The sequence below is a fragment of the Pseudomonas sp. PDM18 genome, from assembly GCF_014852585.1.
GTDB lineage: Bacteria > Pseudomonadota > Gammaproteobacteria > Pseudomonadales > Pseudomonadaceae > Pseudomonas.
This window is the reverse complement of sequence record NZ_JACVBX010000009.1, coordinates 47365-71654: the sequence shown is the minus strand read 5'-3', so window position 1 is coordinate 71654 and position 24290 is coordinate 47365. Positions and strand designations below refer to the sequence as shown.

Annotated in this window: 21 protein-coding genes; 12 read left to right on the top strand and 9 right to left on the bottom strand. The window is 63.8% G+C overall.

The window, feature by feature from the left end:
- Positions 1-52: 52 nt before the first annotated feature.
- The 4 genes from IB274_RS18660 to lpdA form a co-directional block, all read right to left on the bottom strand.
- Positions 53-1054, bottom strand: coding sequence for a two-component system response regulator (locus IB274_RS18660; RefSeq protein WP_192433575.1), 1002 nt, complete (start codon positions 1052-1054; stop codon positions 53-55).
- Positions 1051-4734 carry a PAS domain S-box protein gene (locus IB274_RS18655; protein WP_192433573.1) on the bottom strand — a complete coding sequence of 1228 codons (3684 nt, stop codon included), beginning with the start codon at positions 4732-4734 and terminating at the stop codon, positions 1051-1053. The genes IB274_RS18660 and IB274_RS18655 overlap by 4 nt, the downstream gene beginning before the upstream one ends.
- 315 nt (positions 4735-5049) lie before the next feature.
- Positions 5050-5319 (bottom strand): hypothetical protein, encoded by a 270-nt coding sequence (locus tag IB274_RS18650; RefSeq protein ID WP_026079120.1) that lies wholly within the window; start codon positions 5317-5319, stop codon positions 5050-5052.
- A 244-nt stretch (positions 5320-5563) separates the two neighbouring features.
- A complete protein-coding gene (lpdA, locus tag IB274_RS18645; protein ID WP_192433571.1) occupies positions 5564-6964 on the bottom strand; it encodes a dihydrolipoyl dehydrogenase in 1401 nt (466 codons plus the stop codon).
- A 210-nt stretch (positions 6965-7174) separates the two neighbouring features.
- Between lpdA and IB274_RS18640 the strand changes: the two genes are divergently transcribed.
- From IB274_RS18640 to IB274_RS18620, 5 genes are all read left to right on the top strand, one after another.
- Positions 7175-8296 carry a M14-type cytosolic carboxypeptidase gene (locus tag IB274_RS18640; protein WP_192433568.1) on the top strand — a complete coding sequence of 374 codons (1122 nt, stop codon included), beginning with the start codon at positions 7175-7177 and terminating at the stop codon, positions 8294-8296.
- A gap of 289 nt (positions 8297-8585) precedes the next feature.
- Complete coding sequence (locus IB274_RS18635; RefSeq protein ID WP_192433566.1) at positions 8586-8741, top strand: hypothetical protein; 156 nt, start codon at positions 8586-8588, stop codon at positions 8739-8741.
- Between the two features lie 337 nt (positions 8742-9078).
- Positions 9079-9471, top strand: coding sequence for a hypothetical protein (locus IB274_RS18630; RefSeq protein ID WP_192433564.1), 393 nt, complete (start codon positions 9079-9081; stop codon positions 9469-9471).
- A gap of 145 nt (positions 9472-9616) precedes the next feature.
- The gene (locus tag IB274_RS18625) at positions 9617-10069 is read left to right on the top strand and encodes a PaaI family thioesterase (protein WP_192433562.1); all 453 of its coding nucleotides are present in this window, start codon (positions 9617-9619) and stop codon (positions 10067-10069) included.
- Positions 10070-10244: 175 nt separating this feature from the next.
- Positions 10245-10802, top strand: a complete 558-nt coding sequence (locus tag IB274_RS18620) for a hypothetical protein (RefSeq protein ID WP_192433560.1) — start codon at positions 10245-10247, stop codon at positions 10800-10802.
- A 202-nt stretch (positions 10803-11004) separates the two neighbouring features.
- Here IB274_RS18620 and IB274_RS18615 read toward each other — a convergent pair whose 3' ends face one another.
- Positions 11005-11511: a BRO family protein gene (locus tag IB274_RS18615; protein ID WP_192433558.1), complete on the bottom strand. Its 507-nt coding sequence runs from the start codon at positions 11509-11511 to the stop codon at positions 11005-11007.
- Positions 11512-12230: 719 nt separating this feature from the next.
- On the opposite strand from IB274_RS18615, the gene IB274_RS29705 reads away from it, so the two are divergent.
- Positions 12231-13511, top strand: a complete 1281-nt coding sequence (locus IB274_RS29705) for an S-type pyocin domain-containing protein (RefSeq protein ID WP_412548435.1) — start codon at positions 12231-12233, stop codon at positions 13509-13511.
- Positions 13511-13768 carry a bacteriocin immunity protein gene (locus IB274_RS18605; RefSeq protein ID WP_192433556.1) on the top strand — a complete coding sequence of 86 codons (258 nt, stop codon included), beginning with the start codon at positions 13511-13513 and terminating at the stop codon, positions 13766-13768. The genes IB274_RS29705 and IB274_RS18605 overlap by 1 nt, the downstream gene beginning before the upstream one ends.
- Before the next feature lie 464 nt (positions 13769-14232).
- Here IB274_RS18605 and IB274_RS18600 read toward each other — a convergent pair whose 3' ends face one another.
- From IB274_RS18600 to pobA, 4 genes are all read right to left on the bottom strand, one after another.
- Positions 14233-15387, bottom strand: a complete 1155-nt coding sequence (locus IB274_RS18600) for a catalase family protein (protein WP_192433554.1) — start codon at positions 15385-15387, stop codon at positions 14233-14235.
- A gap of 268 nt (positions 15388-15655) precedes the next feature.
- Positions 15656-17563: a di-heme-cytochrome C peroxidase gene (locus IB274_RS18595; protein ID WP_192433552.1), complete on the bottom strand. Its 1908-nt coding sequence runs from the start codon at positions 17561-17563 to the stop codon at positions 15656-15658.
- A 191-nt stretch (positions 17564-17754) separates the two neighbouring features.
- Positions 17755-17991 (bottom strand): hypothetical protein, encoded by a 237-nt coding sequence (locus IB274_RS18590; RefSeq protein ID WP_192433550.1) that lies wholly within the window; start codon positions 17989-17991, stop codon positions 17755-17757.
- Positions 17992-18460: 469 nt separating this feature from the next.
- Positions 18461-19645: a 4-hydroxybenzoate 3-monooxygenase gene (pobA, locus tag IB274_RS18585; RefSeq protein WP_192433548.1), complete on the bottom strand. Its 1185-nt coding sequence runs from the start codon at positions 19643-19645 to the stop codon at positions 18461-18463.
- A gap of 116 nt (positions 19646-19761) precedes the next feature.
- On the opposite strand from pobA, the gene IB274_RS18580 reads away from it, so the two are divergent.
- The 5 genes from IB274_RS18580 (at position 19762) to zapE (ending at position 24091) form a co-directional block, all read left to right on the top strand.
- A complete protein-coding gene (locus tag IB274_RS18580) occupies positions 19762-20631 on the top strand; it encodes a helix-turn-helix domain-containing protein (RefSeq protein WP_401090810.1) in 870 nt (289 codons plus the stop codon).
- A gap of 6 nt (positions 20632-20637) precedes the next feature.
- Entirely contained in the window at positions 20638-21567 is a 930-nt protein-coding gene (gene pcaQ, locus IB274_RS18575) for a pca operon transcription factor PcaQ (protein ID WP_192433545.1), read from the top strand.
- A gap of 117 nt (positions 21568-21684) precedes the next feature.
- Positions 21685-22404: a protocatechuate 3,4-dioxygenase subunit beta gene (pcaH, locus tag IB274_RS18570; RefSeq protein WP_192433543.1), complete on the top strand. Its 720-nt coding sequence runs from the start codon at positions 21685-21687 to the stop codon at positions 22402-22404.
- Between the two features lie 12 nt (positions 22405-22416).
- Positions 22417-23022, top strand: a complete 606-nt coding sequence (gene pcaG / locus IB274_RS18565) for a protocatechuate 3,4-dioxygenase subunit alpha (protein ID WP_192433541.1) — start codon at positions 22417-22419, stop codon at positions 23020-23022.
- Positions 23012-24091 carry a cell division protein ZapE gene (gene zapE / locus IB274_RS18560; protein WP_192433539.1) on the top strand — a complete coding sequence of 360 codons (1080 nt, stop codon included), beginning with the start codon at positions 23012-23014 and terminating at the stop codon, positions 24089-24091. Before pcaG ends, zapE begins: the two co-directional genes overlap by 11 nt.
- Positions 24092-24290 lie beyond the last annotated feature (199 nt).

The following is a 24290-nucleotide window of genomic DNA, read 5'->3' as shown; positions in this document are numbered from 1 at the left end:
TCGGCAGGGGTTGAAGGTCTGAGAGTAAAGCAGGATTTGCGCGAGCCGAGGTTCAGCCAGCGTCGGCCCAGCGCTCGCGCACGGCGAGAACGTCGGGCAGGCAGCCAAGGAACAGCTCCACCAGATCGGGATCGAACTGGTTGCCTTTCTCCCGGCGCAGCAGTTCCACCGCCTCGTCGATGCTCCACGCCGGCTTGTAGGGGCGCACGCTGGTCAGCGCGTCGAACACGTCGGCGATGGCGACGATGCGCCCCTCGATGGGAATCTCCTCGCCGCGCAGACCTTTCGGGTAGCCGGTGCCGTCCCAGCGCTCGTGGTGGGTGAGGGCGATGCTGCGGGCCAGGCGCAGCAGATTGGAGTCATGTTCGCCGATGATCCGTGCGCCGATCTCCGGGTGCTGGCGCATCACCTTCCATTCGCGCTCGTCGAGCCGGCCAGGCTTCTGCAGGATGGCGTCGGGGATGCCGATCTTGCCCACGTCGTGCATGGGCGCGGCGTTGAGCAGGTCGTCGGCGGCCTTCTCCGAGTAGCCGGCAGCCAGTGCCAGGAGGTGCGCGTAGTGGCTCATGCGAATGACGTGCAGGCCGGTCTCGTTATCCTTGTACTCGGATGCCTTGCCCAGGCGCTGGACGATCTGCAGGCGCGTCTCGCGCAGCTCCTCCACGCTCACCAGCGAAAGGTGCGTGCGCACGCGGGCCTTGACGATAGGCGGGCTGACCGGCTTGGTGATGTAGTCCACCGCGCCTACTTCGAAGCCCTTGGCCTCGTCCGGCACATCCGCCAGGGCGGTGACGAAGATCACCGGGATAGCGCTGGTGGCCTGCTCGGCCTTGAGCCGCTGGCAGACCTCGAAGCCGGTCATGCCGGGCATCATCACGTCCAGCAGGACCAGGTCGGGGCGCTCTCGGTTGGCCAGTTCCAGGGCCTTGTCGCCGTCCTTGGCGAACAGCAGACGGTAATCGTCCTGCAGGATGTGGCGCAGCACCTGGAGGTTGGTGGCTTCGTCGTCCACCAGCAGCAGACAGGGCCGATGATCGTGGGCGGTCAGGGTCATGCTTGCTCCAGGCGGGTGCCGAGGGTCCAGACCCATTCCAGGGCCTGGTCGAAGTCGAAATCGTCGATGGCGTAGCGCAGGGCTTCGAAGGCCTCGCGGTGTTCGCCCTGTGCGGTACCCAGGCGCAGGCGTTCCAGTGCCTGGTCGTCCAGGCCGCCACGAGAGAGGGCCAGTTGCAGAGCTTGCAGCGCGTCGCGCAGGTCCTGCGAGGCGGCTTCGCCCACGGCCTGGCCTACGGCTTCGGCAACCGCTTCCGGCACCAATGGCACCGATTCGCGGACGGTGGCGAACTCCCCGCGGACCCGCTCCAATGCCGTTCCCAGCTGCTCGGCTGTACCGTGGTCGGCGGCGTCCTCCAGCGCGCCGATGGCGCCGGCCAGACGCGGCAGTGCGAGGTTGGCAGCGGCACCGCGCAGGCGGTGGGCGAGGGCGGTGACGGCAGCGCGGTCGCTATCGTTCACGGCGTTTTCCAAAGTGATCAGGCTGGCTTCTTGTTCATCGAGGAAACGTGCGATGGCCCGAGCCATGGGCAGCGGGCCGCCCCACAGGCGCGCGCCGACGTTCCAGTCCAGGGTCGCCAGCGGTGCGGGCTGGCTGGCTAGTGCGCTGCGAACCGCCGGCGCGGTGCCGAGCAGGCGGGCCATTTCATCCAGCAGGCCGGCCAGCTCCAGCGGTTTGCTGGCGAAACCGTTCATCCCGGCGTCCAGGGCGTTCTGCCGGTCGCGGTCGAGCACGCTGGCGGTGAGGGCGATGATTGGCACGGCTTCCACGCCGCGTTCCTGTTCGATGCTGCGGATGCGCCGGGTCGCTTCCAGGCCGTCCATGCCGGGCATCTGAACATCCATCAGGATCAGATCGAAGCCCTGTGCGCTGTAGGCTTCCACGGCGGCGTGGCCATCACCGACGCTGTGCGGGAGGTGGCCCAGGCGACGCAGGTTGAGCTCCAGCAGCTCTACGTTCTGCGGTACGTCGTCGGCTACCAGAATGCGCAGCGGTGGCAGGCTCGGCGCGTGGCTGCGGGCCGTCGGTTGCACGCTGCGCCCGGCCGGCAACGGCAGGTCGACGGTGAACACGCTGCCGCGGCCCACTTCGCTTTCCACGGTGATGCGACCGCCCATCAGTTCCACCAACTGGCGGGAGATGGTGGTGCCCAGCCCGGTGCCGCCGAAGCGCCGGCTCATGGAGGCGTCGGCCTGGGCGAAGGGGTCGAAGATGCGTTCCAGGCGGTCGGCGGCGATGCCGATGCCGGTGTCGCGGATGGCCAGGCGCAGGGCGCCGGGTTCGCCGCTGATGACCAGTCGCACTTCGCCGCGCTCGGTGAATTTCACCGCGTTGCCCAGCAGGTTGGTCAGCACCTGCTGCAGGCGCAGCGGGTCGCCCTGGAAGTACTCGCCGGCCCGCTGGCCGTAGTCGATCTGCAGGCTCAGGCCCTTGCGTTCGGCGGACAGTCGCAGCGCCGCGCAGACCTGCTCGCACAGCTCAGGCAGGGAGAAGTCGAGGGCTTCCAGTTCGATGGCGCCACGGTCGAGCTTAGCGGTGTCGAGGATGTCGTTGAGCAGGCCCAGCAGCGAGCGCGAGGCGTTCTGCACGGTGGTCAGGTAGCGCCGCTGGTTTTCTTCCAGCGGCGAATCCAGCAGCAGTTCGGTGAAGCCCATGATGGCGTTCATCGGCGTGCGGATTTCGTGGCTCATGTTGGCGAGGAAGCTGCTGCGTGCGGCGGCGGCCTGTTCGGCGCGGTCGCGGGCGCTGCGCAGTTCCTGCTCCATGACGCGGCGCGGGGTGAGGTCGGTGGCCAGTTTCACCACCTTCACCGGCTTGCCGTCGAAGTCGAGGATCGGATTGTAGGTGGCGTGGATCCACACTTCGCGCCCGTCCTTGGCCAGGCGGCGGTATTCGCCGGCACTGTACTCGCCGTCGCGCAGTCCCTGCCAGAACGTCTGGTAGCGGGCGCTGGCGGCGATGTCCGGCGGGCAGAACAGGCTGTGGTGCTGGCCCAGCACCTCGGCTTCGGTGTAGCCGAAGAGTTCGAGGATGTTCTCGTTGGCGGCGAGCACGCGGCCGTCCAGGTCGAACTCGATCAGCGCCATGGCGCGCCCGATGGCGGTGACTTTGCCTTCGTACTCGTTGCTCAGCAGCTTGGTTTCGGTCTGGTCGAGCAGTACGCCGTCGATCCACTGCGGCTTGCCGGCTTCGTCGTAGCAGGCGCTGCCGCCTTCCCAGATCCAATGCTCCGCGCCGCTGCGATCGAACAGGCGGTATTCGACGACATAGCTGCGGTGTTCAGCGATGGCGCGACGGACTTCTTCGTTCACCGCCGGTTGGTCATCGGGGTGATATAGCTCGCCGAAGGTGATGCGCCGGTCGATAAAGTCCTGTGCCGACCAACCGGTGACGGCCTCGACCGCGTCGCTGACGAACAGGATGCTCCAGACGTCGTCCGGCAGGACTCGGAAGGCGATGCCGGGCATGTTGCGGATCAGCGAGCGGTACTGTTCCTCGCTGGTGCGCAGGGCCTGTTCCATCACGCGGCGCTCGCTGATGTCGGCGACGAACACGACGAACCAGGGTTTGCCGTCGTGGTCGGTGACGCCAAGACTGACCCGCGCGGGGAATTCACGGCCGTCGCGGGTCAGGCCTTCCAGCTCCAATTCGGAGTTGTGGAACTGGCGCTCGCCGCTGCGCTTGTAGTTCTCCAGCGCAATGCGGAACTGCTGCCCGTAGGCCTCGTTCATCAGCACCTGCATGCTCTGGCCGACCAGTTCGTGGGGGTGCCAGCCGAACAGGCGCAGCACGGCGTGGTTGACCGAGCGGATCACGCCGCTGTGGTCGATGGTGAGAATGGCCTCGACGGCGGCGTCGAGCAGCGAATCCAGGTGCTTGCGCCGGCGCTGCAGTTCCTGGAACAGCTGGCGGTAGCGCAGCAGGCCGTTCACCGCGGCGACGCAGATGCTCAGGCTGATGGTGGCCATGGAAACCGCCATCGCCAGGTAGAAGCTGCCCTGCACGCCCTGCGGCACGCCGAACTCCTCCCTGCCGACGAAGCGCGCTGCAGCCATCCCGGTGTAGTGCATGCCGGCAATCGCCAGGCCCATCACCATGCCGCTGACCAGGATCGTCAGGTTCGGCCGCATCCGCCCGCGCAGGCCGAAGCGCACCCACAGCGCGATTACTGCAAGGACCACGGCGACGAGAATCGACAGGGCGAACATCCACGGGTTGTAGCGCAGCAGCGGGGCCATTTGCATCGCCGCCATACCGCTGTAATGCATGGCGCCGATGCCGGCGCCGACCAGAATGCCGCCGCCGATCAGCTGTAGGCGGCTGACGTTGCGCCGAGCCAGAAGATTAAGGGCGATCCACGAGGCGAAGAGGCTCGGCAGGCCGGAGAGAAGGGTAATCAGCGGGTCATAACGCACCGCCGCGCAGAGCTGGAAGGACAGCATGCCGATGAAGTGCATCGCCCAAACGCCGCCGCCCAACGCCACCGCGCCGGTGCCGATGGCCAACTGACGGTAGAACGGGCTGCGCGCCAGCCGCGCTACGCCCGACAGTTGCAGAGCCATGGCCGAAGTGAAGATGGCTATGAGGATGGATAGCGCTACCAGCGCCGGGTTGTGCTCGCCGAAAACCAGCAGCGAAGGGGTGTCGCCGCTGTAGAAATATCGCTGCAGATCGAGCATTGAACGAAGACCGTACTGCGTGCCGAAGGCCCGGTGGAAGACGAGACTGGGGAGTCAGTGCGAAGCAAATCACCGGATGGATGCAAATTGCCATCATTGTCGGTCGTGGCGCCCGCGAAACCCGCGCCACGAGAGCGGATTCTGACGAGCGGAAAGCCAGGGTTCGGATTCGAAGCTGAAACGATGGAGCCCGGACGACAACCGATAATCTGCTATCGGCATGGGAGGCGGGAAATTGAGCGGGGGCCGACGGCTGGCGTCGGAAACGAAGAAGCCCGGCGCGGGCCGGGCTTCAACGGGGTACCTGTCGGTCGATCAGGCGGGCATGTGCCATTCCTGCAGGCGGTAGCCTTCGCGGTTCAGTTCGTCGCGTGCCTGGTTCAGTAGGCCTTCGAGCTGCTCCGGGTCGGAGTAGGCGGAGCTGGGAATGCGGGTGAGGCCCAGCAGACGGGCACCGGTACGATCCAGGACGGACAGGTCGAGGCTGCCGTCGCCCCCTTGGTCAACCCAGGTCACGCAGTGGAAGGGTTGGAAGGCTCGTCCGGTGATCAGCAGAGCCTCGTTGAAACGAAGAGTCGCATGCATGGTTGTGATCTCTCTGCGGTAATCCATTGCGAAGATGGCGAAAGCGGTTCATCCACTTTCGTGTTCGTTCACGCAATTGATGGTTTCAGAGTCGAAGAAAGTCACAGCCTATGTCGCGTTTGTACACAAAGTAGTCGCAAATTAATCCATGTTAAACGCTGCAGGCCCCGTCTGCCGTGGTCTGCAGCGCTAGGATGGGTGCGCTGTCGCGCCGCACCTACCGCTCGTCAGAGGCGACGGGCGGTCAGGCCTGCATGGCCCAGCCGTCCACATTCATCGCTGCCTGGCGCAATGCCTCGGAGCGGGTCGGATGCGGGTGACAGGTGCGTGCGATGTCCTCGGCGGCTCCGCGGAATTCCATCGCCACGCAGTACTCCGCGATCATGTCGCCGACGTTCGGCCCGATCATGTGCACGCCGAGGATCTCGTCGCTGCGCTCGTCCGCCAGCACTTTTACGAAGCCCTCGGTTTCGTGGTTGATCTTCGCCCGACTGTTGGCGGTGAAGGGGAACTTGCCCACCTTGTAGGTGCGGCCCTCGGCCTTGAGTTGTTCCTCGGTCTTGCCCACGGTCGCGACTTCCGGGTGGGTGTAGATCACGCTGGGGATCACGTCGTAGTTCACTTCCCCTGCCTTGCCGGCGATCAGCTCGACGCAGGCGATGGCTTCGTCCTCGGCCTTGTGCGCGAGCATCGGGCCGGAGGTGACGTCGCCGATCACCCAGATGCCCGGCACGCTGCTGCGGTGCTCGTGGTTCTCCAGCATGCCGCGCTGGTCGGTGGTCAGCCCCACGCTCTCCAGCCCGAGCCCCTGGGTATAGGGGCGGCGGCCGATGGCGAGCAATACATAATCGGCCTCGATCGACTCCGCCGCGCCGCCGGCGGCCGGCTCTACGCTCAGGGTCACCTGCTTGCCGCTGACTTTGGCCTGGGTGACCTTCGAGCCGAGCTTGAAGCTCATGCCCTGCTTGGTGAGCGCACGCTGGAAGGTCTTGGCGGTTTCCAGGTCCATGCCGGGGCAGATGCGGTCGAGGTACTCGATGACTGTGACCTCCGCGCCCAGGCGGCGCCATACCGAGCCCAGCTCCAGGCCGATGACGCCGGCGCCGATCACCACCAGGTGCTTGGGCACCTCGGGGATGGACAGCGCGCCGGTGGAATCGAGGATGCGCTGGTTGTCCACCTCGACGCCCGGCAGCGGGGAGGGCTCCGAGCCGGTGGCGATGATGATGTCCTTGGCGGTCAGCGTGGTCTTGCTGCCTTCAGCGCCGGTCACTTCGACCTTGCCCGGCCCGTCGATGCGGCCCCAGCCCTTCACCCAGTCCACCTTGTTCTTGCGGAACAGGAACTCCACACCCTTGGTCAGCGCGGTCACGCTTTCGGCCTTCTGCTTCATCATCTGCGCCAGGTCCAGCTTGGGCTTGACCTGAATGCCGAGGTTGGCGAACTCGCCGCCGGCTGCCGCCTCATACAACTCGGACGCATGCAGCAGCGCCTTGGACGGCATGCAGCCGACGTTCAGGCAGGTGCCGCCCAGGGTCTCCCGGCCCTCTACGCAGGCGACTTTCAGACCTAGCTGGCCCGCGCGAATCGCAGCGTTGTAGCCACCGGGGCCGCCGCCAATGACGATCACATCGTATGCGCTCATGCAGTGTTCTCCGCAGTTGGAAAAGGGGTGACTCGAGGTTAGTCCGTGCCCGCCGGATCACCAGCACAGGGCCTGGGAATAGCGTTACCTGATTTATATTACGAACATAATGTATGTGGCGGCACAAGTCACGCGAACATGACAGGAGCGGCGGGGAGGGCGAAAATGTGGGGCTTTGGCGCCTCAGGTTCGTGCGCCTACGGAGAATTCATGAAGATCGACTGCGATTTCGACAGTGGCAACATCCAGGTCATCGACGACAGCGACCCGCGCCACGTGCGTCTGGCACTGCGGCCGGACACCAAAAGCCCGCACTTCCAGTGGTTCCACTTCAAGGCCGAGGGCCTCGAACCCGGCCAGCAGTACCAGTTCAGCCTGACCAACACGCCCGATTCCAGCTACACCGGCGGTTGGCCGGGCTACAACGCCGTGGCTTCGTTTGATCAGCGTGACTGGTTCCGTGTGCCCAGCACCTACGACTCCAACGGCCTGCACTTCAGCCTCGATGCCGAGCAGCCCCAGGCCTGGTTCGCCTACTTCGAGCCCTACAGCCGTGAACGCCACGCTGAACTGGTGAAGCGCGCCCAGGACAATGGCGCCGAACTGCTCGCCACCGGCCACAGCCTCGAAGGCCGCGAACTGCCACTGCTGCGCATCGGTAAAGGCGCGGCAGGCGCGCGCAAGATCTGGCTGATCGCCCAGCAGCACCCCGGCGAGCACATGGCCGAGTGGTTCATGGAAGGGTTGATCGAGCGCCTGCAATCCAGCGACGTCGAAGTCCAGCGTCTCCTGGAACGCGCCGACTTCTACCTGGTGCCGAACATGAATCCGGATGGCGCCTTCCACGGCCATCTGCGCACCAACGCCGCCGGCAAGGACCTCAACCGCGCCTGGGCCGCGCCCAGCGCCGAGAAAAGCCCCGAAGTGCTGTTCGTCCAGCAGCAGATGGCCAAATACGGCGTGGACCTATTCCTCGACGTACACGGCGACGAGGAAATCCCCTTCGTGTTCGCCGCCGGCTGCGAAGGCAACCCGGAGTTCACGCCGCGGCTGGAGCGCCTGGAAAGCCTGTTCCGCGAGCGTCTGGAAGCCAACGGCGAATTCCAGAGCGTGCACGGTTATCCGAAGGACGCTCCCGGCCAGGCCAACCTGACCCTGGCCTGCAACCACGTCGGCCGTACCTACGACTGCCTGTCGCTGACTCTGGAGATGCCGTTCAAGGACCACAACCTGTCGCCCAATGCGCGCACCGGGTGGAGCGGGGCGCGTTCGAAGGTGCTGGCGGAAGCGGTGCTGGTGACGGTGGCGGACCTGATCGACGAATTGCGTTGATTCGTAAGACGTACAAGCGTTCGTGGTTGTACGCCGTGGTACAGGCTCTTTGTAGGAGCGAGCTTGCTCGCGAACAGCTCAACGTTGGCGCTGCAGGGGAACTCGTTCGCGAGCAGTAACGATGGCATCCCCTCGCTCCTACAGGTTGTTCGTCAGCCATGTCACTTTCGCGTGGTGTTCCTACACCTCGCCCGCCTGACCGTTTGGTCAATCCGTCCCGCCTGGATGTTGAATCTTCGTACCCGCGTGCTAGTCCAATTAATGAGGCATCAGCACGCAGGAGGTGCGTATGACTCGACATCGCAAGCTGTTGACCCCGCAGGTCATCGAAGACCTGCGGGAACGCATGGACGCCCCGGAAGAACTGGACTTCAGAGAGCGCCGGGAAGTGCGCAAGAACCGCTCGGGCGAACACAGGCCCCGCATTTTTGCTGGCGTGGCCTGAGCAAGCGGGCCCCAGGGCCCGGCCTCACTGGCGCCTGCGCCAGCCAAGGAGACACGGCAAGGTCGATTCGGCATGGCGCCGGACCGGCCTTGCGTGACGACGAGCCCTCTCATTCATTTCGTCGGACCGTATTCGGTATTCCGTAGCTACCGCGGCACTTCCTTCAGCTCATTCAGGCAGCAGAGTCGCATTCCAGAGCGGCTCGCTTCTGTAACGTCACGCATACTCAATAGCGGTTGTCTTACAAAAATCCGACTGAAAACTTGAACTGCTTCACATAAAATCGAGTCTTCCGATAGTGCATTTCGCTCTACCCCCTGCAGTCAGAAGTAGCCCCATGGAAAACCACAGCACCCCCCTGGGTCCGGTTCCCGCTCATCTGGTCCGTGAAGCCGTGGCCAAGAAGACCGGTCTGGGCTGGGTGGTCGAGTTCAACGTCGCCACCTGGCTCAACCTGGCTGTGCGCGACGACACCGCCATCGCCCTCAAGGTCAGCTACCTGGACGGCGAAAAACCTCGTGAAGTTCTGGTCGACAAGGGCAGCATCTTCGGCGCCCAGCGCATCCTGCTGTGCGGCATCGCCCGCCTCGGCGTTAACCAGAAGTTGGAATCGATGAGTCTGTCGTTGGAAACCCGCGCGCCCATCCAGTCCCTGCTGGTCGAGGAACTCTTCGTCCAGGCCGTCGAGCGCCAGAGCGAAAAGAAGAACAGCACCCGCCGGTCACGTTGACCACCCGGGGCGAGCGGTGCCGATTGTTCGCCTGAGTGCTGCAATTGGCGAGCATTCCTGTCATGCATGAAGCTACTTCGGGCTTGCGATCCGCCGGCCGGAGCGGGGAACATCGCCTGGCCTCACTCGTGCACCAGGAAGCCCCATGTCCCTCGATATCGACCAGCTCGAGCTCTACACCGCCCACCGTGGCATCGCCATTCCCATGCTCGATTTCCTGCAGTTCCGCCACGCTCCGGCGGAAGACGGAAACGGGCCGGGCCGCCTGGTCATACGCGTCGAACCGCAGCATGTGAATGGCTGGGCCAACGCGCATGGTGGCCTGATCATGACCCTGCTCGACGTCGCCATGGCCCTGAGCGCCAGCGATGCCGACGAAGCCTATCGCGGCGTGGTGACCGTGGAGATGAAGACCAGCTTCCTGCGCCCCGGCGGCGAAGTCGGCGAAGTGCTGGAAGCCCACGGCAAGGTCCAGCACCACACCCGCTCCATCGCCTTCTGCGAGGGCGAGCTGCGCAACAGCCAGGGCGTCGTCGTTGCGACCGCTTCGGGCACCTTCAAGTACGTCAACAAGCCGCGCCCGCTGGCCGACGCCTAGCACCGTTGCCGGTCGGAAATCCCCCTGTAGGGCGAATAACCGCGTAGCGGTTATCCGCCGTCTCGCTTCCACGGCGCATCACCTTGCACCACCGCCGCGCAGCGCCCATGCGCGATATTGAAAGATGGCACTGCTGAGATGCCCGCCGCCCTCAACCCAGGCAGGACACCCCGCCATGAGCCTTGAACCCTCGACTCTGCTGTGGAGCGCACCGCTGGTGATGCTGCTCGGCGGCTACCTGCTGATCCGCTGCATCGGCGGGCTGCGCCGGGTGATCGCACCCGACCTCTGCTACCGCTGGGCCGACCCCGCCCACGCGGAGGTGGTGACGCTGCCGCAACCGGGGCGCTACGTGGTCAATATCGTCTTCCCGCCCTTTACCGTCGTCACCGGTACCGCGCACTTCGACGCAGATTTCGCCGTCACTGCCTGCGCCACCGGCAACCCCGTGCCCTACGAGGCGTGCAGCCGCTTCAACGTCTTCACCGTGCGCCGCAGCGACATGGGCGGCAACGCCAGCAATCCCCTCGGCGAATTCCACTGCAGCGACCCCGGCGATTACCGGATCACCTGCCTGACCCCGTATCACATCCGCTCCGGCTTCCTGCTGGAAGTGACGCCCTACGTCTCGCCGGGCGGCGTCGTCCCGCTGATCCTCGGCACGCTGCTAGCCTCCTTCATGACCATCGGCGGGCTCATAATGACCCTGCTGAAGCTGGGCGGGCAGCTCTGACGCCACCGCGACGTGACGCACCAGCAGGATGGGTGAAGCGTAGCGATATCCATGCTGTCGGCGCCCAGGCATTGATGGGTATCGCCGCGCTCCACGCCATCCTACGAACGGTATTTTCTGTGAGCCCGCAGGGCGAATAACCGCGAAGCGGTTATCCGCCGCCACAGCGTCACGGCGGATAACGCGTGCCGCGTTATGCGCCCTACGTCCGCAACCTTTTCGCCCAACCGCGCCAGCCGGTGCGCCCGGCAATCGGCGAACGCCCGCCGAGCACGCGCGGCAGGTCGCCGAAGCTCACCCACAGGTCATCCTGCCAATCCAGCACCCGCAGGCATTGCCGTTCGAATTGCAGCTGCACATGGCGCGGGCCGGCGGAGTTGAACTGGCTGCGCACCTGCGGCACCACCGTGCCGCTGATCCAGCGCCGCAGCGAACCGAAGTCCGGCACGTTGAACAGCACCAGCGCCTGGTACACGGCGGATTCGCTGATCAGCACGTAGTCGAGCTCCAGCCCGTCCTCGGTCAGCAGCCGCTCCTGGCGAATCTGGTCATCCGCCAGGCGCATGGCCATGCGGTCTTCGTGCGGGTAGCCCGTCACACGGCAGAAGTCAGAGAGGATGAACCAGACCTGATCGTCGATCAGCAGGGCACGCAAGGTGCGGCGATTGCGGAGGAAGAGGAGTGGGGTGGGGAAGGGTAGATCGTCCATGGTGGTAAACCTTTGGGATTGTCCAAGAATTCGCCACCGGCCGCTGCTAATCGGTAATGGAGGCGAGCCGCACGGGGTTAGCAGTACCGATTCCCAAAGACATCGGCAGACCCGAAGGTCTCCCTATGCGGCCGCCATAAGAGGCGATCTCCAGACGAACGCAATCGTCGGGAAATGCCGGGGCATTACCGAGTCTTTGGGAGTTTCGGGCTGCTAATCCCGGCCCCGTCGGTTTCACGGGGCGGGTGGAGGGTAGGGAGCTTGGATCTCAGTAGTCAAGGGCATGCATTTTTGAAGTCAGCGGCAGAGTTCTCCGCGGGGAGTTTGAGACCGGTCCTACATACGGCGTTGATGGGCGATCGCTACGGTCCGAAGTCCCCGATTGTTTGATCGGCGCCATTGAGGAGGGACTCTGATTGAGAGCGCTTGCCTGTCTTGGAGACAAAACCACTTACGGTGAAGTGATATCGGCCACGGCCACGTGGTTCGAAGGTAATAGACCTATTGCCCAGAGAGGCGACCTTGCACGGTGCGGCAAGTGCAAGGGCACGTTTCCTATCAACGGAACAGCCTATGAATGGTCCGAATCGCAGCCCTATGTAGCCACGGGTGACAGAGTGCTATGCAAATGCCCGGACCACGTGGTTTACGGTTCAACCACGCAATATACGGATTCGCCGGCCGTTCCTACGCTTGCCTCCATTCCGGCCCGGACTTTCATCGCTCCTGCGCCAGCCCCTACCCCTGTTGCTAGGTCCTTCACGTCGGAGCCGTCCCAGGCAAAGACTGCTTCCGTGTTTGCTAAGTGCTGCAAGCTGCCTGACTCGGTGATCGATTACAGCCGGTCTTCGGGGGCCTTTCCCATCGACTCCGCCAGGGACTTTGGTAATCTGGTGTTGTTGGGTGGTCGGGAGGTCGATGACAGCGGATCGCTTCCGCTCAAGAAAATCAGCGGGAATGTTCCCTCCGGAATTGGCAGTTTCACTTTGCGCGGAGTTGCCGCTGATCCAGGAGTATCCTGTGGCGGGCTTTGCGATGTAGCTTCTGCCGGAGGAGCGCTGGGCACTGGTGCCCGTGTCGCTACTGGTGCAGGCGGCCGAGTCGTTGGCGGTGGCATACTCTCGGGCGGTGTGGTCGGCGGAGCATTGCTGGGTGTAGTGGCGATGCTCTGGCCGTCGAGCTTGGGTGATAGTGCGCTCTATACAGAAGAACAACTGCGCTCGATGAAGCAGGCCCGAACTCGTGTGCGGATTCGTGTGGAAACACAGCCGGATGGCACGCTGAAGGGCTATGGCTATAACACGGAGTTGCGTCGCGATTGGGAAATAATCCCGGTCGTTCAGTTCGCCCAAATTGGCAGCCAGATGGTGGCTGATTTTGGTGGTGGCGTTGAGCTGATCTGGACACCTGCCGCCAACCCCGCTGACACGCTTGGCATTCCTGCTCTGGATGCTGCTCCGCAGGCTCCTCAAATCACTATTTATCCGCCGACTGAGCAGACGGATAATCTCATCGTCAATCCAATCTATCCGCCGGAATATCGGGATTTCATCCTAGTGTTCCCGGCTGGCTCTGGGATTAAACCGCTCTATATCGTGGTGAACGCCCGGCATGATCCGGGTACGGTGACGGGTGTTGGTAAGGATGTTTCTGGTATCTGGTTGGTCGGAGCTGGTGAAGGGCTTGGCTCTCCGATTCCCCAAGAGGTGGCGGATCAACTTAGGGGGAAAAGCTATAGTTCTTTCGATAGTTTCAGGCGTGCTCTATGGAAGGCCGTAGCCCGTAGCTCTTCGCTCACAGGGCAGTTCGTAGAAAATAATGTTGATCGTATGCGAGAAGGTAAAGCCCCTAAGGTTCGATACAAAGATAGAGCGGGAAAGCGAAGCTCTTTTGAATTGCACCATATAGATGAAGTGGCCCAAGGTGGCAGGGTTTATGATGTTGATAATCTCACCGTTGTCACTCCTAAATTTCATATTGATATTCATAGGAATGGGTAATGAAAAACAAAATCACTGACTTTACAGAAGCTGAGTTTGTCAGTTTTATAGAGAAAATTTTAGTCGAAAACAAATCTCCTACTGATGACGTGCTTGATGTTCTGCTGGATCAGTTCTGTGAGTTAACTGGGCATCCGGACGGTACAGACTTGATCTATTACCCTGAAAATGGTTCTAGCGGATCGCCAGTTGACGTTACGCGAGTAGTGAAGGAATGGCGCGCCGCCAATGGACTGCCTGGATTCAAGAAAAGCTGATGTTGAAATTAAATAGGAGCGTGTCGTGAGAGTATTCGCAAGGATATGATTTTGCTGCCGCCGCCGACGTCATGAAAAGGCTTGTCGCTCTCCTTCTGATACTGTGCGTGGCCCATTTATATGTGGCTTTCTACAATACGCGCTGGGCCGAGGATAATAAGCATGTCTTCTTTATAAAGAAATATCCTTCGTTGCAGGTTGAGTTTGTAAATCTCTTTGCCAGCGATGCGGACGATAAGCCTCTTGATCAGTTGAGTCCACTAGAACGTACTACGGTACGTGATTACTGTAAGTATCGACTAGGTATCGAGACTGAGCTGAAGACGCAGGCAGAATTAGACGTTTGCAAGACTCGCTGAGCTAAGTGGTTTTGATTCAACAAGCCCGCACGTTAGCGGGCTTGTTGTTTCGTTCTTTATGTTGCTCCCTGCCTCCTTGCTGCATCGGAATATCTTCGTGCAGCCTTACTCCCCACCCACCCCATTCCTCTGATGCCGATAAACACTCACCGCCTCATAAACCGCCTTCCGCAACCGATTGATCCCGCCAATCGGCCGGTGCTCCGGCAGGGCGTGCCAGGGGTTGTAGGAGAGGTTGTCGCAGGCGAGGTTCTGCTCGCGGCTGTCGAAGTCCTGGGGCGGGATGCTGACGGTGGCGACGGTCTGGAAGGGGGAGTCCTTTTCGCTCCATTCGACGCTGACGTCTTCGATGGGCATGTAGTGGCTCGGGTCCTGTTTCTGCACTTGCAGGGCGAAGCAGGCGGGGACGCGGTCGACCGAGAGTTGCTGGTACATGGCGGTGCGCAGGAAGTTGGGCAGTTTCTCGTTGAGCTTGGGTAGCTGGTAGGCCGGGCAGCCTTCGCTCAGCGGGATGACGCGGTATTTGATGTTGTTTTCCTCACCCAGCTTGTACGGGGCGATGCCGTTGTAGTCGGCCTGCAAGGGGCTGTCGGGGGCGGGGGCGAGGGTCTGCAGGGCGATGATCAGGTGGCGGATTTCCCAGGTGCTGGGTTTCCAGCTGGGGAAGAACGCGGCGACCTTCTGGCCGCTGGCTTGCGCGGCGAAGTTCTGCCGGTACTCGGCGACGTCGCGGACGAAGAATACCGGGTGGTTGAACATGACGAAGTCCTGTTCGGTGTCGTGGCCCTTGCCGGGCATCAGCTTGGCGCCGGGGACGTCGAGCAGTTTGATGGCCATGCCGCGGGCGTCGCGGGCGCTGTCGAACTGCGGGTAGGCGTTGCCGTTGGAGAAACGGACCATGGCCTGCCACTTGTGGCCGGGTTCGGCGAACACGCCCTGGCGCAGGCCGGGGGCTATATCGCCAGCGACTGTGACTTCGGCCTTCACGCAGCCGTGGGCCTTGGCGTGGGCATCACGCAGCACGCGGGTGTTGTCGCGGTGCTGTTCGACGATGCGCACGGCGTCTTCGATGATGGCCTGGGTGAGCTGGGCTTCGCCCGGCGGGATTTCCTCCTGGGCGGAAACGGGGCCGGAGAATTTCCAAGCGTAGTAGAGGCTGCCAAGGCCCCAGCCGAGCAGGCCGATGGCGGCGACGGCGAGCAGCAGACGGCCGAGCCATTTGCCGAAGAAGAGCCAGATGCGGGTGAGCAGGGAGCGCATGGCACGGGGTCCTTTCGTGTTCTTTTTATGGAGGGGATTCCGTTCCCTGGCCCTTGCGGGTGCAGCGAGGTGGGCCTGGTGCCGGGCGTTTCCCTCTCCCTAGCCCTCTCCCTGAAGGGAGAGGGGATGGGTTCGGTGTTTCGGTGGTGGTTAGGATTTGGCCTTCACTAGTAGGAGCGAGCTTGCTCGCGAACCCGCCCGGAGCCGGAGCTGCCGGGGAATCTATTCGCGAGCAAGCTCGCTCCTACGAAGATCAATCCGGCGCAGGTCATTCGCACTTCGGCCCCGGCGTCCACGGCGGGGTGGGGACGTTCGGATCGAGGCGGTTTTCGTATTCGGAGTTGCCCAGCACCTTCAGGTATTCCACCAGCGCCCAGCGTTCTTCCGGCGAGAGGGCGCGGCCGATGACACCGTCCTTGCGGCAGCCGTCGCGGAATTCGTGGCCGCCGTTGCTGTTGCCGGTGACGCTGGTCTTGTAGAGGAAGCCGCCGGGGAAGCGCTCGGTGCGGTAGCCGGCGTACTTCGGGTCGTACTCGAAGCTGCCGACCCAGAACTGGCTGTCGCGCTCGGCCACCGGGGAGAGCATCTGGAACAGGTTGGGCACCGAGCCGTTATGCAGGAAGGGCGGGGTGGCCCAGATGCCGTCCAACGGGCGGGCCTTGTAGGCACGTAGTTCGCGCACGCCGATGTCGAGGCCGTAGCCGTTCATTTCCTTCTGCTGCTCGGGGCTGATGTGGGCGTCACGGTAGGCGCGCTGCTCGACGTAAGCGGTGACGAAGGCCAGGCCCTTGGCGGCGGAGATCTTCGACAGGTCCGGCTGCTCTTTACTCTCGGGGTAGAGCTGCACGTTCATGTTCTTCAGCTCTTCCAGGTTCCACTTCAGCGAGCGCACGTCGAAGGTGTGGTCGGCGATGTTGTCGGCGGTGGTGGGGTCGGTGCCTATCTCGCTGGTGGGAACCATCTTCATGCGCCACTCGGGCACGCGGGCCGGGGCGATGTAGTCCTTGGCACCGGGTTCCTTCACGTGCGGGCCGTGGCAGTAGACGCAGTTGGCCTGGAACAGGGCGCGGCCCTGGGAGGCCTTCTTCAGGTCGATCTCGCCGAACACGTCTTTCGGCCAGGCCGGCGGCTTGAGCTGCTTGAGGGTTTCCTCGAGGGTGTAGAGGTCGCGCAGGCGCACGCTGGAGGCGTAGCGCTCATCGCCCATCACCGGTTTGCCGTCGCTTTCGAACATGCGCAGGGTGGCGCCGACGCCGAGGGCCTCGCCGATGTTGCGCGCCATGGGTTGCATGGCCGAGCCGTTCCACTGCACCCAGTCGAATTTCCAGATGTCCCACACCTGCGGGTAGTTCACCGGGGCGTTGGCGACGCGGTAGTTGGAGGCGTCGATGCCGTCGCCGAACACGCTGTTGGCTATGCGGCCGAAGGCGTCGGCGCGGCCGGGGCCTTCCAGGGTCGGGTAGAGGCCGCGGTGGGTGTCGTTCCAGGCGGTGGAGACGAGGGTGCCGAGCACGTTGCGCACGTCGCGCTTGAGCGCGGCCTTGCCCTTGGGATAGCGGTCGCCCAGCACGCCCTTGGCGAAGCGGTCGAACTTCCACGGCACGTAGTAGGTGGAGGCGAGGCTGGCGCCCAGTGCCTGACCGAACGCGCCGCCGCGCAGGGTCGGCACGGTGGAGGCGATGGAGTGCATGGCGGCGCCGCCGTCGATGCGCACGGCGGTGCCTTTGTAGCGCAGCTCGCCGGTGTGGCAGGCGGAGCAGGTGATGTCCAGATACCAGGTGCCGGTCTCGCCGTCCTGGTGGCGGGCGAAGCCGACCGGCAGGTTGCCAGGGTTCTTGGAGGTGGCCGCCAGGGTGTCGTCGGCGTCGCGGCCGATCTGCTCGGGCTCGATCAGGAAGCCGAAGCGCGCGAGGTTCTCGGGGCTGGCGAACTTGTCCTTGTTGAAGGGCTGCTCGAGGTGGGTGAACCAGTCATAGCGCAGGCCTTTCACCTGGGTGCCCTGGGGCGTGTAGTAGTAGGTTTCGCGGTCCGCCGGGCTCCACTGGTCGAGGTGGACCATCTTCTCCGGCTTGGAATACTCGGGAAGATTGGGGTGCGCGGTGTACCAGGCGACGAGGCCCACGATGAGCAAAAGCAGCAGCAGGACTGCAAGTAGGACGCGGCCGATAATGCGCATCGAAACTTCCTTGTTATGTGTGCGAAATAGAATCGGACGTTTATGCCAAGTACGCGGCGGCTTGGCAAGGTGATGCCGTACGGAATTCAGGGTTTTTATGGCGGGTTACGGGGCCTAGATGGGGGTGTTTGCGGTTTCGCGGGGAATTTAGGTGTGGCGGCAGCGATACCCATCGCCTTTCAGATGAATGCCTAGGACGCGGGCCGCAGTTCCAACAGCAGGCTGAGGCAGATCGCCGCGCCGATCAGTACGCCGACCACGCTGGCTATGATCAGCGGCCAGCGCAGGCCGGGGCTGTCTGCCTCGTCATTGGGAATGCGCGCGTGGATGGCGGGCCAGAGTTCGTCCGGTGGTGGCAGTTCTGGCCAGGGTTCGTCGCTGGGTGGCGGGGAAGGGTGCTCGGCGAGCTGGTAGAGCAGGGTGATCATCCAGTCCAGCGCGGCGATGCGCGTGGGGTGGTAGCGGTCGGCGTCGGTCCAGACGTGGAGGAAGGTGTCGACCAGCAGGGCATCGGCTTCTGCCTGGTCGGTCTTCAGCTTCAGCGCCAGTGGGTAGAGACGCGACGCCGTGTTGCGGTACAGCGTGGCAAAGGCGCGCGCGTCGCCGTCGCCGCTTTCGGCAAGCAGGTAGCTGAGGAAGTTCGCTTCGTCCGGGTCGATGACGGCCTCCGGCGGTGTCGCGGCGAGCGGCGTGGCTGGAGAGGTAAGGATAGTTGGTGGGGCTTTTCGTAGGAGCGAGCTTGCTCGCGAAGGGGGGCGGTTCGCTGCGGCGGCCGTATGTGGACGTTGGGCAAATTCGTAGGGCGAATAACCTGGAACAGGTTATCCGCCGGCTATTGAACGGCGGATAACGCTGGCGCGTTATGCCCCCTACGGGGCTTACGACCCGGAAGGGGGTTTAGATCACTTCCTCGAACGGAAGGCCGACATAGTTCTCCGCGATGGTCGTGCGGCCGGCCTCGGAACCAAGGAAGTAGTCCAACTCGGTCTCCAGCATGCGCCGGGTGAAGGCGTCGCTGTCGGGGAACTGGTGCAGCATCGAGGTCATCCACCAGGAGAAGCGCTCGGCCTTCCAGATGCGCCGCAGGGCGATGGGCGAATACTGTTCCAGCAGGTCGGTGCGGCCTTCGCCGTAGACCTTTACCAGGATGCGCTGCAGCGCGTCGACGTCGCTGGCGGCAAGGTTCAGGCCCTTGGCGCCGGTGGGCGGGACGATGTGTCCGGCGTCGCCGACCAGGAACAGTCGGCCGTATTGCAGTGGCTCCACCACGAAGCTGCGCAGCGGGGCGATGCTCTTTTCCAGCGACGGGCCGGTGACCAGCTGGCGCGCGGCGTCTTCGGGAATACGGCGTTTGAGTTCTCCCCAGAAGCGCTCGTCGGACCAGTCCTCCACCTTCTCCTCCAGCCCTACCTGCAGGTAGTAGCGGCTGCGTGTGGCGCTGCGCTGGCTGCACAGGCTGAAGCCGCGTTCGCTGCTGGCGTAGATGAGTTCGTGGTTGACCGGCGGGGTATCGCTGAGCAGACCGAGCCAGCCGAAGGGGTAGACGCGCTCGAAGACGCTCAGGCGCTCGGCGGGGATGCTGCGCCGGGCCACGCCGTGGAAGCCGTCGCAGCCGGCGATGTAGTCGCAGTCCAGGCGCACGTGTTCGCCTTGATGAGTGAAAGTGACGTAGGGCTTTTCGCTGGTGACGTCATGCAGTTCCACGTCGGCGGTTTCGTACACGCTCATCGCGCCGCTGGCTGCGCGGGCCTGCATCAGGTCGCGGGTAACTTCGGTCTGGCCGTAGACCATGACCTGCTTGCCGCCGGTGAGGGCCTTGAGGTCGATGCGCTCGCGGCGGCCGTTGAGCACCAGTTCGAAGCCGTCATGCAGCAGGCCTTCGGCGTCCATCCGGGCGCTGGCGCCGGCTTCGCGCAGCAGGTCGGCGGTGCCTTGTTCCAGCACGCCGGCGCGGATGCGGCCGAGTACGTAGTCAGGTGCCTGGCGTTCGAGGATCACGGTGTCGATGCCAGCCTTGTGCAGCAGTTGGCCAAGCAGAAGGCCGGCGGGGCCGGCGCCGATGATGGCGACTTGAGTCTTCATGGGTGGCTCCTTGGAGAGCGCTGTTGTTTTTGTCTCCTGCATTTTTTGTGGATGGGATCGGCCTTTGAAGGTAATTTCCAACAGTATTCTTGGATTTTTCATGGATGTGGGCGGTGATCGAACAACGCACTGACACGCCGGTCCCGGTGTTCCGTCTTTATGGCGAGACGACGGTGTGGCCGACGCCGGACCTGATTCACTGCGAATCCATCGCCTCGCGCAGCCGCCTGCACGACTGGGAAATCCGCCCGCACCGGCACGTGGACCTGGTGCAACTGCTCTATGTGCAATCGGGCGCGGCGGAGCTGGAAGTGGAGGGGCGGGTGACGCTGGTCCGCGAGGCTTCGCTGCAGGTCACGCCGGCGCTCGCGGTGCACGGCTTCCGCTTTGCCGAGGACGTGCAGGGCTGGGTGCTGAGCATGGGCCTGCCGCTGGCCGAGCAGCTTGGCGGACTGCTGCAGAGCCCGGTGCTGGAGCAGCCGGCGTGCTTTAGCGTGGGCGATGGCAAGCGCCAGCTGGATGCGCTGTTCGAGTCCATCGACGTTGAGTACGCCCGGCAGGCGCCGGGTCGCGACCTGATGCTGCAGTCGCTGCTCAATATGCTGCTGGTCTGGCTCAGCCGCCAGGCACTGGAACAGGCCCGCGCGAAGGCGAGCCAGCAGGATCGCGGCGTCGAGCATATGCATGCGTTCTCCCGCCTGCTGGAACAGGATTTCCGCGAACACCGTCCCATCGAGCACTACGCGGCGGCGCTGGGTATCAGCGCCGCGCACCTCAATGCGCTGTGCCGGCGGTTGGCCGGGCAGTCCGCCCTACAGATGGTCCATCAGCGCCTGCTGCTGGAGGCCAAGCGCAACCTGGTGTACACAGCCATGACCATCCAGCAGGTGTCGGACAGCCTGGGCTTCTCCGAACCCGCTTACTTCTCCCGATTCTTCAAGCGCTACGCCGGGGTTTCACCCCGCGCGTTCCGCGAGCCGCGTTGAGCTGCCATGAATATCGATTCGCGTATCAAGTTCCGCCACCTGGTGTGTTTCCTCGAAGTGGCCCGCCAAGGCAGCCTGGCCCGCGCGGCGGACGCCCTCGCGGTGAGCCAGCCGGCCATCTCGAAGACGCTCAAGGAGTTGGAGAACCTGCTCGAAGCCAGTCTGTTCGAGCGCGGCAAGAGCGGCGCCAGCCTGACCGAGGCCGGCGTGGCCTTCCTGCGCTACGCCGGCCCCTGCGTGCAGGCGCTGCGCGACGGCGTGAACAGCCTGCGCGGCGGTGAGTACGCCTCCAGCACGGTGCGCCTGGGCGTGCTCTCTACCGTGGAAAGCCTGCTGATGCCGGAGACGGTGCGGCGCCTGCACGAGCGCCACCCGGCGCTGGTGGTCAGCGTGGTGACCGGGCCGAGCGCGCATCTGCTCTCGCAACTGCGGGTGGGCGAGTTGGACCTGGTGGTCGGCCGAATGACTGAAAGCCCGCAGATCCAGGGCCTCGCCTTCGAGCATCTGTACAGCGAATCCATGACCCTGGTGGCCCGCGCCGGCCATCCGCTGCTGGGCCGTCCACTGCCGCCCTCGGCGCTCGACGACTGGCCGCTGGTGATGCCACTGGCCGGCACCACCATCCGCAAGTCCGCCGACAGCCTGCTGGTGCAAAGTGGCCTCGGCCAGCCCCGTCGCCGGCTGGAAACCCTGTCCACGGTGCTCAGCCGCCGTTATGTATTGACCAGCGACGCGCTGTGGATCGCCCCGCTGGATTCGGTGCGCCTGGACCTGCGCTCCGGCGAGATGGTCGAACTGCCTCTGGACGTACAGGAACCGGGCGGTTCGGTAGGGGTGTGCAGCAACTCGACGTTGCCGCTTTCGCTGGGTGCGCACTGGTGCCTGGAGGTGCTGCGTGAGGTCGGCGAAGCGTACCGCGAGGGTGCTTATCCATAACTAAATGGTTATGGATTGTGAGCATCTTTTCAGTTTTCGGCACCGGGCATGCGGGCGACACTCCGCCGCACTGCCTGATGCAACAGGCTCCGATAAATCCAACAAGAGGAGACCGACATGTCCGACGCGGAAAACAGCCGCTTCGTCATTCGTGACCGAAACTGGCACCCCAAAGCCCTCACGCCCGACTACAAAACCTCCATCGCCCGGTCCCCGCGCCAGGCCCTGGTGAGCATTCCGCAATCGGTCTCCGAAACCAGCGGCCCGGACTTCTCGCACCTGAAGATGGGTGAGCACGACAACGACCTGCTGCTCAACTTCAACAACGGTGGCCTGCCCATCGGCGAGCGCATCATCGTCTCCGGCCGGGTCATGGACCAGTACGGCAAACCGGTGCCACATACCCTGGTGGAGATGTGGCAGGCCAACGCCGGCGGCCGCTATCGCCACAAGAACGACCGCTATCTTGCGCCGCTGGATCCGAACTTCGGTGGCGTCGGCCGGGTGTTGACCGACAGCGAAGGGCGCTACATCTTCCGCACCATCAAGCCCGGTCCGTACCCGTGGCGCAACGGCCCGAACGACTGGCGTCCGGCGCACATCCACTTCTCCATCAGCGGTCCGTCGATCTCCACGCGGCTGATCACCCAGTTGTACTTCGAGGGTGACCCGCTGATCCCGATGTGCCCCATCGTCAAGTCCATCGCCAACCCGGACGCGGTGGAGTCGCTGATCGCGAAGCTCGACATGAGTAACGCCAACCCCATGGACTGCCTGGCCTACCGCTTCGACATCGTGCTGCGCGGCCAACGCAAGACCCATTTCGAGAACAAGTGAGGAGGACCGACCATGCCTATCGAACTGCTGCCGGAAACCCCCTCGCAGACTGCCGGCCCTTATGTGCACATCGGCCTGGCGCTGTCTGCCGCCGGCAACCCCGCCCGTGACCAGGAAATCTGGAGCGAGATGGCCAAGCCCGGCACGCCCGGCGAACACATCCTGCTGATCGGTCACGTCTATGACGGCAACGGCCACCTGATCCGCGATTCTTTCCTGGAGCTGTGGCAGGCGAATCACGAGGGTGTGTACGACACGGCCTACGATCTGGAAAAGCCTTTCAATGGCTTCGGACGCACGGCAACGACCTTCGATGCCGGCGAGTGGCAGGTGCAGACCATTAAGCCCGGCGTGGTGAAAAACGCCGCCGGCGTGCCCATGGCGCCGCACATCAACGTCTCGCTGTTTGCCCGTGGCATCAACATCCACCTGCAGACCCGCCTGTACTTCGAAGATGAGGCGCAGGCCAACGCCGTGGACCCGGTCCTGAACCTCATCGAGCAGCCCGAACGTCGGCAAACCCTCATTGCAAAGCGTTGCGAGGTGGACGGGAGGCTCGCTTACCGGTTTGATATCCGCGTCCAGGGAAATGCGGAAACGGTGTTCTTTGACTTCTGATACACGACTTCACGAGACATCCGCCGAACCGGTCGCCGACCGTGTCCGGCGGCACTTCGCTGCCGCGCTCGACGAGCGCGGCTATCGGGCGGACGAGGCACAGACTGCGGCGGTGGACCACCTCGCCAATTGGCTTGACGACTTCCTCGCCGGCCGCCACGGCTTCCTGCGCAAGCCGGTCGCCGGCGTCTATCTGTGGGGCGGAGTAGGGCGCGGCAAGAGCTTCGTCATGGACCAGTTCTTCGCCGCCGCACCGACCCAGGCCAAGCGCCGAGTGCACTTCCATGCCTTCCTGCAGGAATTGCAGGGGCGCATGCTGGCGATTACCGGGCAGTCCGATCCGCTGGTGCGCGTTGCCCGCGCAATCGCCGAAGAAACTCGCTTGCTGTGCTTCGACGAATTCCACGTGCACGACATCGGTGACGCCATGCTTCTGGGGCGGATGCTGAAGGTGCTGGTGGACGAAGGTGTAGGCCTGGTCTGTACGTCCAATTACGAGCCGGAAAATCTCTGTCCGAATCCGCTGTACCGCGAGCGCTTCCGCCCGGCCATCGAGCTGATCGAAAAACGCTTCGAGGTGATCTCGGTGGATGCCGGGCAGGATTACCGCGAGCACAGCACTTCGCTGGAAGAGTGGGGCAGCTTCCTCTGGCCGGCTCGTGCCGATGACCTGGAGCTGATCGGCTCACGCCTGGGGCTGGCGGTGGACGCCAAGTTCGACGAGGTGCTCAGTGTCAATCACCACCCGCTGAAGGTGCACGCCCACGACGATCACTGCGCGTGGATGGATTTCAGCGAGATGTTCGAACGCCCGCGCTCGGCTAGCGACTATCTGTGGCTGATCGAACACTACCCGCGCATGGCGGTGAGCGGTCTCGGCCCGCTGGCGGATTATCCGCCGGACGTGAGCATGCGTTTCCTCAATTTCATCGACATCGCCTATGACCGGCAGCTGAAGCTGCAGCTGTTCGCCACGGTGTCGCTGGAGGAGCTGGCGGCGGGCGGGGCGGCGCTGGACTTCTCGCGCACACTGAGCCGGTTGCGGCAGTTGAAGCTGGAGCCGCTGTAGAGGCTGCGAGCGGGCTTGGCAAGGTATGTTCGCGAGCAAGGGCTAGGCGCTCCCCTCGGTCCTACAGGTCCGTGCCGCCGCGCTTTTCGTAGGAGCGAGCTTGCTCGCGAACCAACCCCTACACCAAGTGCCAGCGGGAAGCCATCGCGGATGGAGTCCGCTCCTACGCTCAGGCGAAGGAGGGGCATTTCCGGGTGGG